10 protein-coding genes are annotated in these 13,234 nt (G+C 63.0%); 2 read left to right on the top strand and 8 right to left on the bottom strand.

Features of this window, described 5'->3' with window-relative positions; genetic code table 11:
• Positions 1 to 104: 104 nt before the first annotated feature.
• Both LQ215_RS28060 and hutC read right to left on the bottom strand, forming a co-directional pair.
• Positions 105 to 674, bottom strand: a complete 570-nt coding sequence (locus LQ215_RS28060; RefSeq protein ID WP_230153519.1) for a HutD/Ves family protein — start codon at positions 672 to 674, stop codon at positions 105 to 107.
• Positions 671 to 1,381, bottom strand: coding sequence for a histidine utilization repressor (gene hutC, locus LQ215_RS28055; RefSeq protein ID WP_230153520.1), 711 nt, complete (start codon positions 1,379 to 1,381; stop codon positions 671 to 673). Before hutC ends, LQ215_RS28060 begins: the two co-directional genes overlap by 4 nt.
• Positions 1,382 to 1,524: 143 nt before the next feature.
• On the opposite strand from hutC, the gene LQ215_RS28050 reads away from it, so the two are divergent.
• The gene (locus LQ215_RS28050) at positions 1,525 to 2,889 is read left to right on the top strand and encodes a formimidoylglutamate deiminase (protein ID WP_230153518.1); all 1,365 of its coding nucleotides are present in this window, start codon (positions 1,525 to 1,527) and stop codon (positions 2,887 to 2,889) included.
• A gap of 138 nt (positions 2,890 to 3,027) precedes the next feature.
• Here the strand turns inward: LQ215_RS28050 and LQ215_RS28045 are convergent, their stop codons facing one another.
• Together LQ215_RS28045 and LQ215_RS28040 are read right to left on the bottom strand one after the other, a co-directional pair.
• Positions 3,028 to 3,597: a lipocalin family protein gene (locus LQ215_RS28045; RefSeq protein WP_024618629.1), complete on the bottom strand. Its 570-nt coding sequence runs from the start codon at positions 3,595 to 3,597 to the stop codon at positions 3,028 to 3,030.
• Between the two features lie 31 nt (positions 3,598 to 3,628).
• Positions 3,629 to 3,883: a hypothetical protein gene (locus tag LQ215_RS28040; RefSeq protein ID WP_003196877.1), complete on the bottom strand. Its 255-nt coding sequence runs from the start codon at positions 3,881 to 3,883 to the stop codon at positions 3,629 to 3,631.
• Between the two features lie 282 nt (positions 3,884 to 4,165).
• On the opposite strand from LQ215_RS28040, the gene LQ215_RS28035 reads away from it, so the two are divergent.
• Positions 4,166 to 6,058, top strand: coding sequence for a methyl-accepting chemotaxis protein (locus LQ215_RS28035; RefSeq protein WP_230153517.1), 1,893 nt, complete (start codon positions 4,166 to 4,168; stop codon positions 6,056 to 6,058).
• Positions 6,059 to 6,191: 133 nt separating this feature from the next.
• Here the strand turns inward: LQ215_RS28035 and LQ215_RS28030 are convergent, their stop codons facing one another.
• The 4 genes from LQ215_RS28030 to LQ215_RS28015 all read right to left on the bottom strand — a co-directional run bounded on the left by LQ215_RS28030 (position 6,192) and on the right by LQ215_RS28015 (position 13,048).
• Positions 6,192 to 6,788, bottom strand: coding sequence for a DUF924 family protein (locus LQ215_RS28030; RefSeq protein ID WP_230153516.1), 597 nt, complete (start codon positions 6,786 to 6,788; stop codon positions 6,192 to 6,194).
• A gap of 3 nt (positions 6,789 to 6,791) precedes the next feature.
• Positions 6,792 to 7,802: a class 1 fructose-bisphosphatase gene (locus tag LQ215_RS28025; protein ID WP_230153515.1), complete on the bottom strand. Its 1,011-nt coding sequence runs from the start codon at positions 7,800 to 7,802 to the stop codon at positions 6,792 to 6,794.
• 234 nt (positions 7,803 to 8,036) lie between these two features.
• Positions 8,037 to 9,413, bottom strand: coding sequence for a DUF3999 domain-containing protein (locus LQ215_RS28020; protein WP_230153514.1), 1,377 nt, complete (start codon positions 9,411 to 9,413; stop codon positions 8,037 to 8,039).
• Complete coding sequence (locus LQ215_RS28015; protein ID WP_230153513.1) at positions 9,410 to 13,048, bottom strand: DUF2339 domain-containing protein; 3,639 nt, start codon at positions 13,046 to 13,048, stop codon at positions 9,410 to 9,412. Before LQ215_RS28015 ends, LQ215_RS28020 begins: the two co-directional genes overlap by 4 nt.
• Positions 13,049 to 13,234 lie beyond the last annotated feature (186 nt).

Here is a 13,234-nt window from a genome sequence, read left to right as displayed (position 1 = left end):
AGCTTGCTCCCGCTGGGCTGCGCAGCAGACCCAAAAAACAGGGCCGCTGCGCGCCCCAGCGGGAGCAAGCTCCCTCGCCACAAAAGCGCTGTCGCAGGACTTCTTTAGCGGGCCGTCAGCTCAATCACGCAGCATTGACCGTGAGTGGAGACATCCACCAACCCGGCGTTACCGCTCAGTTGCAAACAGTCGTAGAGGCCCAAGTCCACGGCGGACTCACCGATCTTGATAGCCAGTCCCGGGGCGGCACTGAACACCAGCACCGTTTGCGCCTCGCTGAAAAACCGCTGCTGACCGCCCAACCACTGCAAGCGCGCGCGGTAACGTTGCGGCGCGTAGATCAGGTTGAAGTCGCGAATCGGTCCGCCCAGCAGCGTGCAATACACATGGCTCTCGCCGCTGAACGCGAAAGGGTCCAGCGGATGCAGAGGCCGCGTGGCCTGGCCATCGACGTTCAGCGTCATGCCGTCGCCCTGCAAAACACTGATGACCCGCTCGTAACCGGCAAAAGTGGAGAAGCCGCCCGACTCACCAATGTCGGCAATCGACAGGCGCCAACCGAAACCTTCCAGGCCGGTGCCGGCATCGCGGGTGATTTCTTCGGTGCTGCCGCCACCGTTTTTCCACGGCATGCGTGGGTAGTCTGCCGCGCGTAAAACCTTCAAATGGCTCATTTATGAAAGCGCCCTTCCAGGCTGTGACGGGAGCCCGGATGAATCAAACGGGCGGCGGTCACCGGCTGGCGCCCGGACCAGGTGCGGCGGCGGATCAACAGGCACGGCTCGCCCCTTTCGATCTGCAGCAGCTTGCATTCGTTCGCCTCGGCCAGGATCGCCTCGACCACATGCTCGCCCTCGGTCAACGGCGCGACCTGGTTCAAATAGGCGTAGGGCGTTTGCACGGTGAAGTCCTGCTTGAGGTAATCCGGCGCCACCAGTGCGTTGACAAAACGGTCCTCGATTTGCACGGGGATGTCGTTCTCGAAATGCACGATCAGCGAATGGAACACCTTCTGGCCTTCGCGCATGTCCAGGGCCAGGGCCCGCTCGGAACCGGCCGCCTCTTCTTCCAGGGTGATGACCTTGCAAGTGTGGCGATGACCACGGGAGGCGATTTCGTCGGCGATGTTATGCACTTCGAACAACGCGGACTGGCTCTTGGGCTCGGCCACGAAGGTGCCGACACCTTGCATGCGCACCAACAGGCCGTCGGCGGTCATTTCCCGCAGCGCACGGTTGATGGTCATGCGACTGAAGCCCAGTTGGCTGACCAGTTCGCTTTCCGACGGCACGCGGTAATGCGGCGGCCAGTTTCCACTGTCGATCTGCTGGGTGATCATCTGTTTGACGCGGGCGTACAGGGGTGCCGGACTGTCACCCATGTTTGCGGCCAGCGGCAGTTTGGCAGGCGGAGTCGGCACGGCGGTTCCCTGTTCTGCGGATAAGGTTGCTAGCTTGCCGGAGTTTACCGGCCAGGCAAACGTCTGTATATGTATATACAAATTACGCACGATGAGGTTGAACCATGTCCGCCTTCTTTGCCGAACGCGCGCTGCTGCCTAGTGGATGGGCCCGTGATGTACGTCTTGAGGTCGATGCCGAAGGCGTCCTGACCCATATCCAGGCCGACTCCCACGCAGACGGCGCCGAACGGCTGGGCGGTCCGCTGTTGCCGGGCATGCCGAACCTGCATTCCCATGCCTTCCAACGGGCCATGGCCGGGCTGGCGGAAGTGGCAGGCAATCCCAACGACAGTTTCTGGACCTGGCGCGACTTGATGTACCGCCTCGTCGGAAAAATCAGTCCCGACCAACTCGGCATCATTGCCCGCCAGCTGTACATCGAAATGCTCAAGGCTGGCTACACCTCGGTCGCCGAATTCCACTATGTGCATCACGACACCGATGGCTCGCCCTACGCCGACCCGGCGGAGCTGGCCCTGCGCATCAGCCACGCCGCCAGTGCCGCCGGCATCGGCTTGACGCTGCTGCCGGTGCTCTACAGCCATTCCGGTTTTGGTGGCCAGGCGCCCAACGACGGGCAACGCCGGTTCATCAACAGCACCGAAAACTACTTGAAGCTTCAGTCACGCTTGCAACCGATCCTGGCCGGGCAGTCGTCCCAGGCGCTGGGGCTGTGCTTCCACTCGCTGCGTGCCGTGACACCCGGGCAGATCCAGGAAGTGCTGGCCGCCAGTGACCGTGAGTGCCCGGTGCACATTCACATTGCCGAGCAGCAAAAGGAGGTCGACGATTGCCTGAGCTGGAGCGGCGTCCGTCCGCTGCAATGGCTGTACGAAAACACCGAGGTCGACCAGCGCTGGTGCCTGGTCCACGCCACCCACGCCAACGCCCAGGAAGTCAGCCTCATGGCCAAGAGCCGGGCAATTGCCGGCCTGTGCCTGACCACCGAAGCCAACCTGGGGGACGGGATTTTCCCGGCCGTGGATTTCCTCGCCCAGGGCGGGCGCCTGGGAATCGGCTCCGACAGCCATGTATCGCTGAGTGTGGTCGAAGAATTGCGCTGGCTGGAATATGGCCAGCGCCTGCGGGATCAACGGCGCAACCGCTTGTATCGAGCGGATCAGCCGATGGTCGGCCGCACCTTGTTCGATGCCGCGCTGGAAGGCGGAGCCCAGGCCCTGGGGCAACCGATCGGCGCCCTCGAAATCGGCAAGCGCGCCGACTGGCTGGTGCTCGATGGCAGCGACCCGTACCTGGCCACGGCCCAGGGCGACGGGATCCTCAATCGCTGGCTGTTTGCCGGTGGCGATCGCCAGGTGCGCGATGTGATGGTCGGCGGTCGGTGGGTGGTGCGCGATGGGCGTCATGCCGGCGAAGAGCAAAGCGCCCGGGCGTTTACCCAGGTACTGCGCGAGCTGCTGGGCTGATCCCAAAAAATCAATGTGGCAGAAACCAAATGTGGGAGCGAGCTTGCTCGCGATGAGGCCTTTACCTTCAACATAGATGTTGATTGAAAGTCCGCTATCGCGAGCAAGCTCGCTCCCACATTGGCTTTCGGGAGGCAGTTAGTCCGAGGTCTTGGCCATCTGCCGATCCGACGCGCGCCAGATCAGGCGCGTGGTGTCGTAGCCCTGCTGGCGTGCCTTGCTCAGCAGCTCCTCGCGCACGACGCTATTGACGGTCGGTGTACGGGACAGCAACCACATGTAGCGACGGCTTGGGTCGCCGACGATGGCGGTCTTGTAGTCATCGCTGACGTACAACACCCAGTATTGCCCTTTCGCCACACCCGGCACGATCCGCGAAAACCAGTTGTCGAACTCGACCCACAGCTTGTCGGTCTTGCCCGGCACCTGCGGCGAGGCGGTGCCCCTGGCTTCTTCCCACTGCCAGTCCGAGGTCAGGCAGCGATTGAGCACGCCCACGTTGCCGTCTGGCTTGAGGGTGTAGTGAGCTTCCGATTGCGCGCAATTGCGCTGGAAATACATGGGCAGGCGGGCCAACTCATACCAGGTCCCTTGGTAGCGCTTGAGATTGACGCTGTTGACCGTCTTGGGTGCCAGCGGATCTTCGCCAGAAGTGGCACAGCCAGCCAAAATCAGGCCAGCCAAAAGCACAAAAACTAACCGCATCATTATTTTTCTCCCGCAGGCCTCTGGCCTCGGTTTACTTCAGGCCTTGGCCGGAAAACATCAACACTTTGTCACCGGCGTACTGCACGCTGATAAAGCTTTTCTGGTCGCCCCAGGTGCAGCTGGACATGCCGAGCGCGCCTGAACAATCGGTCGGTTTCCCCAGTAACGTTTCGACTTCGGACTTGGGCATGCCAGCCGACAGTTTCGAGTAGTTTTCCTGGTTGACCTTGCTGCATGCAGTCAATACGACGCACACAAACAACAAGGCGATAGATCGCAGCGACATGGTGTAACTCCTGGAACGGAAGGGGGGTGGCAGGTGCCAACCAGAAGCTTAGAAGAGAAAACCCCTATCTGGTTCCCCGACGCCCCCGGTATTTATTGGGCCTGGGCAGGTGTTTCATCGGTGAAACAGCCACTTTGTGACGGCGTCGTGCATTTCGTCGGATTGAACCGCAACCGGGTGATGGGACGGTCTGGCACGCCGATAAAAAGAAACAGCGCAAACTCATGCGTTATGGCAAATTGACAGCCCGTCCTGACCCGTCCCTCCGCGGTAGTGTTATTAATGACCAGAAACATGAAATTCAGCCATAAAATCCTATTGGCTGCCGCCCTTGTGGTGGCCGTTGCATTCGCCTGTTTCATCCTGTTCAACGACTATCGTCAACGCCAGAGCTTGCACGCCAGCACCGAAACCTCCATGCAGGAACTCGGCAGCCTGACCAGCCGCAACATCCAGACGTGGGTCGACGGTCGTATCCAGTTGCTGCAATCGCTGGCCCAGCAAATTGCCGTGGACGGCAGCAGTGCCGACAGCCTCAAGCGCGCCGTGGGCCTGCCGGCCTACACCAGCAATTTCCAGCTCAGTTATTTTGGTGGCACCGACGGCGTGATGTTCTCGGTACCGGCCGGCAATCGCGCTGCCGATTACGACCCGCGCGCCCGTGGCTGGTACAAGGCCGCCAACAGCGCACAGCAAACCATCGTCACCGAACCCTACATCGCCGCCTCGTCGGGCAAGCTGGTGATCACCGTCGCCACCCCGGTGCAGCGCCAGAACCAGATGATCGGCGTGGCCGGTGCGGACATCGACCTGTCCAGCGTCAGCGCCATCATCAACTCGCTGAACTTCGGCGGCCACGGCCACGCGTTCATCGTCAGCGCCGACGGCAAGATCCTGATCCACCCTGACAGCAAGCGCGTGCTCAAGACCCTGGCCGAGGCCTACCCCAACGGCGCGCCTCAAATCAGCCCGGGCGTGAAAGAAGTCGACCTCGACGGCAAGACCCAATTCATCTCCTTCACCCACGTCAACGGCGTGCCGGGAGCCGACTGGTACGTAGCGCTGGTGCTCGACAAGGACACCGCGTTGGCGATGCTCAGTGAGTTCCGTACGTCGGCGCTGATCGCCATGGTCATCGCGGTGGTGTTCATCATCGCCCTGCTCGGCATGTTGATCCGCGTGCTGATGCAACCGCTGCTGACCATGGGCCGCGCCATGCACGACATCGCCGAAGGCGAGGGCGACCTGACCCGGCGCCTGGTCATCCACGGCCACGACGAATTCGGCGCGCTGGGGACTTCGTTCAACCGCTTTGTCGAGCGCATCCATACCTCGATCCGCGAGGTGGCCTCGGCCACCGGCCAGGTCAACGAAGTTGCCCTGCGCGTGGTCAGTGCGTCCAACTCGTCGATGTTCAACTCCGACCAGCAGGCTTCGCGCACCAGCAGCGTGGCCGCGGCCATCAACCAGCTCGGCGCCGCAGCCCAGGAAATCGCCCAGAACGCCGCCCTCGCCTCGCAACATTCCAGCGATGCGCGCAGCCTGGCTGAAGATGGCCAACAAGTGGTGGATAAAACCATCGCGGCCATGCAGCAGTTGTCGGCCAAGATCAGCGATTCGTGCGGCAACATCGAAACCCTGAACAGCAACACGGTGAACATCGGTCAGATTCTCGAGGTGATCACCAGCATTTCCCAGCAGACCAACCTGCTCGCCCTCAACGCCGCCATCGAAGCGGCCCGCGCCGGTGAAGCCGGGCGCGGCTTCGCGGTGGTGGCCGATGAAGTGCGCAACCTGGCCCACCGCACCCAGGATTCGGCGCAGCAAGTGCAGAAGATGATCGAAGAACTGCAAGTTGGCGCCCGGGAAGCGGTACTGACCATGACCGACAGCCAGCGCCAGAGCGAAAGCAGCGTCGGCATCGCCAACCAGGCCGGCGAACGCCTGGGCAGCGTGACCCAGCGTATTGGTGAAATCGACGGCATGAACCAGTCCGTGGCCACCGCCACCGAAGAACAGACCGCCGTGGTGGAGTCGATCAACGTCGACATCACCGAGATCAACACCCTGAACCAGGAAGGCGTGGAAAACCTGCAAGCCACCTTGCGGGCCTGTGCCGACCTTGAACAGCAGGCGGCGCGGTTGAAGCAGTTGGTGGGGAGTTTCCGGATCTAGTGCTTTGGCGGGCCCCTTCGCGAGCAGGCTCGCTCCCACATTAGAACTTCAGCGAACGCACATTTTGCGCTCAACGAAAATCCAGTGTGGGAGCGAGCCTGCTCGCGAAGACGGCATCAGCCTCGCAGAAAAATCAGAACCTGGACCCAGGCCTGTTCAAGAACTCCACTTCCTCAGCCGTGGACTCGCGCCCCAACACCGCATTGCGATGGGGAAAGCGTCCAAAACGGGCAATGATCTTCTGATGCCGTTCGGCATAATCCAGGTTGTCCTCAAACACCGCCCGCTGCGCCTCAGGCTGTTCTCGCACCAGGTCGATAAACCGCGACACGGCCTCGTTCTGCACCGCGAGGTTTTCGCAGTGTTCGAGCACCAGGTAGATGAATACGCGCTGGATCGGTGTGAGTTGCCGGTCGAAACCCGCCGCCATGCCCTGGGCCACCAGCGCTTGGGCACGCAGGTCACCGGAGAAGGCCTTGGGGGTGTCGCGAAAGATCATTCGCGGGAGTTGGTCCAGTAGCAGCACCAGGGCCAGCCAACCTTCCGGGCGTTGCGCCCAGTCGGTCAATCCGCCGGCCAGTGCCAGCTCGACCTGATCGCCGAAGCGCTCCTGCGCTTGGCGATCATGGCCTTTGCCAAACCACAGCTTGCCCTTGTCAGCGGATATTTCGTCCGGCGTCTTGGCTGAACCAAACCACCAATCGAGCAACGGCTGCCAGGGCTCGGCCATGATTTACTCCTTGTGGTAAGCCGTCACGCGCGCCACTTCTTCCTTCGAGCCGAGGAACACCGCTACGCGCTGGTGCAGGCCGTCGGGCTGGATGTCGAGGATACGCTGGTGGCCGTCGGTGGAAGCACCGCCCGCCTGCTCCACCAGGAACGACATCGGGTTGGCTTCGTACATCAGGCGCAGCTTGCCCGGCTTGGACGGCTCACGGCTGTCGCGCGGGTACATGAACAGACCGCCACGGGTCAGGATACGGTGCACGTCCGCCACCATCGCGGCGACCCAGCGCATGTTGTAGTTCTTCTTCAGCGGGCCTTCTTCGCCCGCCAGCAATTCTTCGACGTAGCGTTTTACCGGGGCTTCCCAGTGACGCTGGTTGGACATGTTGATGGCGAATTCCTGGGTGGTTTCAGGAATGGTGATGTCTTCGTGGGTCAGTACGAAGCTGCCCATCTCGCGGTCCAGGGTAAAGCCCTTGACGCCGTCGCCCAGGGTCAGCACCAGCATGGTCTGGGGGCCGTAGATGGCATAACCGGCGGCGACCTGCTCGGTGCCTGGCTGCAGGAAGGCCTTTTCATTCAAGGCTTCGTTCTGGCTCAGGTATTCGTTCGGGCAACGCAGTACCGAGAAGATGGTGCCAACCGGTGCGTTGATGTCGATGTTCGACGAACCGTCCAGTGGGTCGAACACCAGCAGGTAGGCACCCTTGGGGTATTTGCCCGGGATCTGGTAGGCATTGTCCATTTCCTCGGACGCCATGCCGGCCAGGTGACCGCCCCATTCGTTGGCTTCGAGCAGGATTTCGTTGGACAGCACGTCGAGCTTCTTCTGCACTTCGCCCTGCACGTTTTCGGTGCCCATGCTGCCCAGGACACCACCCAGCGCGCCTTTGGAGACGGCGTGGCTGATTTCCTTGCACGCACGCGCCACCACTTCGATCAAAAAGCGCAGATCGGCAGGGGTGTTGTTGCTGCGGGTCTGCTCAATCAAATAGCGACTCAAGGTAACGCGGGACATGGACGGCTCCGAAGAATAGGGGGCGGAAAAACCAGCGCAGTTTAGCGCGAGTCGGGACTTAATTCCTCCTATGAGACGGGGAATGGAGGATTGAGTTCACGGGGTGGGGCTCGCTTGGGTAATTCTGTTGGTTGAGAGGACGCCATCGCGAGCGAGCTCGCTCCCACAATAGACCGCGCTCGTCGGAACAACTCGGTCAACTGTGGGAGCGAGCTTGCTCGCGATGAGCACACCTCAGTTCTTGACCGGTGGCTTGCGCAACAGGCTGAACGCCATCGCCGCGAGGAACAGCACGCTGAGCAGCAGCACCGCCCACAAGCCGATTTTCTTCCAGTTGGTCTCGACCGTCGCCGGCACGGTTGCCGGGGTCACTGCCGGGGTCGACGTGGCCGCGCCGTTCACGGTCGCCGTACCCAACGTTGCCAGGCGCGACGGTTTGTAATCGGGCACCAGCGTGGTCAAGGGCAAGCTGGCCGCTTTCACTGTCGCGCTGCCCAGGGCCAGGCTGTAGGGCCCTTCGCCGCGCGCCAGGAACACCACCTGGGTCGGACGCACGGCAAAGCGCAGGGCCGGGGCTTCGCTGCCCAGGCCGCCGCCACGCTCGTCCACGGTCAATTTCAATTGCTGCACGGTCTGGCCGGACAGCTGCAATTGATTTTGCAGCACATCCTGGCCGTTCTGGGTCAGGCGATAGAGCAAGCCGCTGCCCAGCGGCTGCCACGGATGGCTGCTTTCACGGCGACCGGCCAGGGTCACCGGCGCCAGGCTGTTGGCCTGGCTCAACTCGACCTGCACCTGCTCGATGTTCAGCCCCATGGGCAACTGCCAGGTGTATTCGCCAGCCTTCACGGTACTGCCGGCCAACGGCTGCGACCAGGCCAACGGCAACGGCAGGCTTTCGCGGCTGGCGCTGTGCAGCTGGGCCGAGGTCAATACCGGCGCGGAGGATGGCGAATCCCACAACAATCGCAGGTAACGCGCCGATTGCCCCGGCAAGCTCACTTCATGCTGCTCGACTCGCTCATCGGCAAAGGTCAAGCGCGCCACCTGACCTTCGCCCCACGACTGCCAATGTTGCAAGTCGTCACTGGCTTCGATGGTGAACCGCTGGAAACCGTCGCGCTCGCTGGTCCAGTCGAGCACCAACTGCTGCAACGGCGCCTTGATCGCGCTGGCATCCAACAACCAGCCACGCAGCTCCTCCTCCCCCGCTTCGAGCCGGCTGGAGGGCTGGACTTCCACCAAAGTGCCGTTGGCGTTCGATTGCACCCGCACACTGGGCGCGCGCTCGTTGTCATCGGCGGCGTTGTACAGCGGGAACCACTTCACGTCGGTGAGGCTGCGGCTTTCCCGGCTCGAAGCCGACTCACGCACCAAGGCGTAGGCCTGGGCCTGGCCGGCCGCGTTGAAGACCCGCAGATCGCTCAGGTCGGTCTGCCGCGCCTGCAACTGCACGTCCAGCGGCAACGGAAGGCGATACCACGGCCCCTCGCCGCTCAAGGCCAAGGGCACCTGATGGGCGAAATCCGCCGGTTGCTCCTGGGCCACGGCCGACAATGCCGCCCATAACCCCACCACGCCCAGCCCGATCCGACTCAACTTGCGACTCAAGACGACACTCCCTCACTGACAGGCATAGGCGGCTCATCCTGCGCGACCGTCTCCGGGCGCTTGGGCGGCAGCGGCGCAAAATAGCCCACTACCAGCAGCAACACGCCTACGCCGATAAACGAAACAATCCGCGCCAGACCGCCACGGTTACTCAATTCGACAAAGAACAGCTTGGCCACGACCACCGCGATCAACGCCGCGCCGATCAGCCACACTTCACGGCGATGGCGCAAATGCCCACCGATCATCAGGCTCAGGGCGATCAGGGTCCAGACAATGGACAACCCGGCCTGTACGAACATCGATTCGAGCAGCGCGTCCAGCTCGTAGGGCACCCCCATCCACTGGTGGGCAGTGCGCATCACCAGGGCGGTGAAGAACGCGAACAGCGACACACCGGCGATCAACTGGGCGATGTGCCCGACGCGACTCCAACGGTTCGTCGATTGCTCCACGGCGTTGCGCGCCCACACATAGATACCGAACAAGGCGAACAGCAGGCCCAGCTCCAAGGGATTGAGCAACGGCACATAAGGCAGCGGCTCTGAGTTGCCATCGCTGAAGGTGTTGGTCAGCCAGAACCAACCGAGCATCAACAACGCCATCGGCGCCGCCGCGTAGACGCGGTATTCGCGCGGTTGGGCCGCTACTGGCCACGGCAAGGTACGCGGCGTGGCCATCAGCACCAGGTAAAGGCCTGGCAGGATCGCCCAGGCCAGCCAGCGCCAGGCGTTGTACTGCTCGGACAGCAACAGCAGGCCGTAACGCAACTCCAGCATCAACACCGCCATCAGCACCCAGCAACCGAGCACGTGGGCCGTACTGCGCGCCGTGGCCGGCAGCATCGGCGCCAGGCGCTTGAGAGAAAGGAAATGCACGGCAAATACCGCCAGCCAGGCCAGCCAGCCGAAATTCGCGGCCGGGTGATAGTGGCTGTGCCCTGTTGCCACCAGCACGCAGCCCGCCGCCGGAATCAACAAAGTGCACAGCAGCCCCAGTGCCGGCCATTTCAAGCGCTGCGCCAAGACTGTCCACACCGCCACGCTGATCGCCGCAACCAGCAGCAGCCAACTGCCTTGCAGGTTCGCCGGGGCAAAGCGCAATACTTCGCTGACCCACGCCAGCGCCCACCAACCGGCGCCCCAGACCAGCAGCAGCTCGGACAGGCGCTGCAAGCTCAAGGCCTCGAGTTCCTGGGCCGCGTGCGCTCGTTGCAGGCGCCATGCGCCCACCAGCGCTGCCAGCCCCAGCACCAGCGGCGTCCAGAAGCCGCTATGGGCCAGCGGTCGCAGATCCTCGGCATTGAGCGGCCCCAGCAGCGCCGGCCCCGCCGTCAGGAACGCCGCACCGCCAATCAGTTGCAGCAGCAGGCCGAAGACAAAGCTCACGCGTTGCTTCAGGTACAGGCTCAGCCAGATGATCAACAGGCCGCTGGCCGCCCACACACCGCTCGCCGTTTGCCACGGCAGGACGAACAGCACCGCAAGATTGATCAGCACCAACCCCGCCAGCAACACCACCGACAAGCCGCGCAGCAAGCGGACATCGTTGCGCACCATGTCGTCACGCGCCGCCAGCAACATGCCGCCAATCAACGCCAGGCCGATCAGCGAGGCGCTGAGCAAACCGCTCCAGCCCGCGCTGAACACCGCCGTCGAATCCACTTCGGCGCCTTGCAAGCGCAGCAGGAACAGCGCGCCGCCAAGCAATTGCACCCCAAATGCGCTGAACAGGAAGCTGCGCGACTGCAGGCGCAAGCCAACAAACAGCGTTGCCAACCCGGCCAGGGCCCAGGCAATGGCGGTGCCGTGGGTGAAGAAGAACAGCGGTGCCAGCAGATAGAGGAAACTCAACCCCAGCACAGCCAGCACCGGCAAGCCTTGCCGCTCCCATTGGGCGCTGTGCTCAGGCTCAGCCTTGAGCAGTTGATAGAAGGTGAACAACAAGGCGCCGCCGAGCATCAACGCGCCCAGCGCTGAACCATCGAGCAGGCTGGCGTCGCCGATACGCAATTGGCTGACGAACGCCACCGCCGAGCCCAATTGCAGCAACAAGGCAAAAGCCCGGGCGAATGGGCGCTGCTGGCGCAGGCCCAGCCAGAAAATCCCCGCGCCTTCCACGGCCCAGGCCGCTGCGGTCCAACGGGCATCGAGCCCCAGAGGGATCGCCAGGCTGGCAAAAATCACCCCCAGGGCCAGGCAGGTTTCCGCCAGCAGCAAGGCGCGACCGCCCATCAATACCCGCGCCAGGCCCATGTAGATCATGCCCAGAGCCAGGGCGCTGAACGCAGCGGCGAACTCGAAATGCTGCACCAACGCGAACTGCAAGCCGAAGCCCACCAGCGGCGGGCCGAACAGCATGGTGCCGTCCACGTAATCGCCCTTGCGCGCCGACCAGTGCAACAGCGCATCGCGGCTGGCGTTTTCGGGAGCATCACTCATTTCCAGCAATTTACGCCGGGTGAACAGCAAGCCAATCGCCAGGTAGATAAGGAAGAACAGGATCAGGAACGGTTCGGTGCTCCAGAGCAGTTCCGGTGTGTAGGAACGCAGGCCCCAGGCGAAACCGATGCCGAAGGTGCCGACAAAGCCGATCAGGTTGAGCAGGCGCCAGGCCTTGAACCAGGCAATCGCGAGGATACCGGCGTTGAGCAGGATGAAATAGCTGAACAGGGCGACGTGGTTGCCACTGCCGGTGGAGGTCAGGATCGGCGCGGCAAACCCGCCCAGCGCCGCAGCCGCGGCCAGGCCAAGGGCGTTCTGGGTAATCGCCAGGATGGCCGAGAACACCGTCACCGCGACCAGCAAGCCCAGGGCCGCCTTGGAATCGAGCAACGGATGCAGACGCATGGCCGCGAACACCGTCAGGTACAGCACCGCGATACCAGTGCCCTGGAGCATCAGCGCATAGCTGCTGTTGCGCTGGCGCAACCACCAGCCCAGGCCTAGCAGGCCCAACGCGCTGGCCGCGACGCCGGCGTAACGCAACTCGATCGGCACCACCATGCCTTCGGTGGCGTAGCGCAGCAAAAACGCCAGGCCGAGGAACAACAGCACCACGCCGACCCGCAGCACCGTGTTGCCGCCGAACAGCCAGTTGCGCGCGCCAATCACGGCGCGGTCGAACAGATTCGGACCGCGGGGGGCCGTGGGTTTCGAAGCCATCGGCTCCTGGGGCAGCGGTTCCAGGGGCAGCGGCGCGAAGTCGCGATCGGCACGCCGACTGGACGTGGTTGGCGCGGGCTTCCAAACGTCATCGGGCAACGGCTGGCTGGCCTGGGTGGCCATCGCTGGAACGGGTTCGAGGTCGGGCGGCAATTCCCAGATGAGCTCAGGCTCTGTGCGCGTCTCGGGCTTCGCAGCCTGGGGCACGACAACCTCCGGTGCTGGCGCAGGCTCACTCGGTGTGGCAACGGTGCCCCGTTCGAGCACTGCCAGGCGCGCTTCCAATGTGAGCAAGCTCTGCTGGGCCTCTTGCAACAAGATCTGTTGCTTGGCCGCCTGGATACCCAGGCGCCCCAATCGAAACGCCTGGGCAATGCCAAGCCCCACCAAGGCGCCTATCAGCGCATCGGCGAACGACTCGTCCACCACCCAGCCGAGTGCCAGGCCCAACAGCGTCAAGATCCATTGCATGGTCGATATCCCTAAGCGGCCCGTTGCGGGCGTAACCGGGGTGTTGCGGTGCCTGGATCAGTCTAGTGGAAACCCCCAAACCCTGTGGGAGCGGGCTGTGTGGGAGCAAAGCTTGCTCGCGATCCAGGCGCTGCGGTCCTCAAGAGACCGCGGCGTTTTCATCGCGGGCAAGCCTTGCTCCCACAC

Origin of the sequence: Pseudomonas brassicacearum (assembly GCF_918698105.1) — a bacterium.
GTDB lineage: Bacteria > Pseudomonadota > Gammaproteobacteria > Pseudomonadales > Pseudomonadaceae > Aquipseudomonas > Aquipseudomonas brassicacearum_F.
The sequence above is the reverse complement of the archived record's forward strand: the minus strand, read 5'-3'. Positions and strand labels throughout refer to the sequence as shown.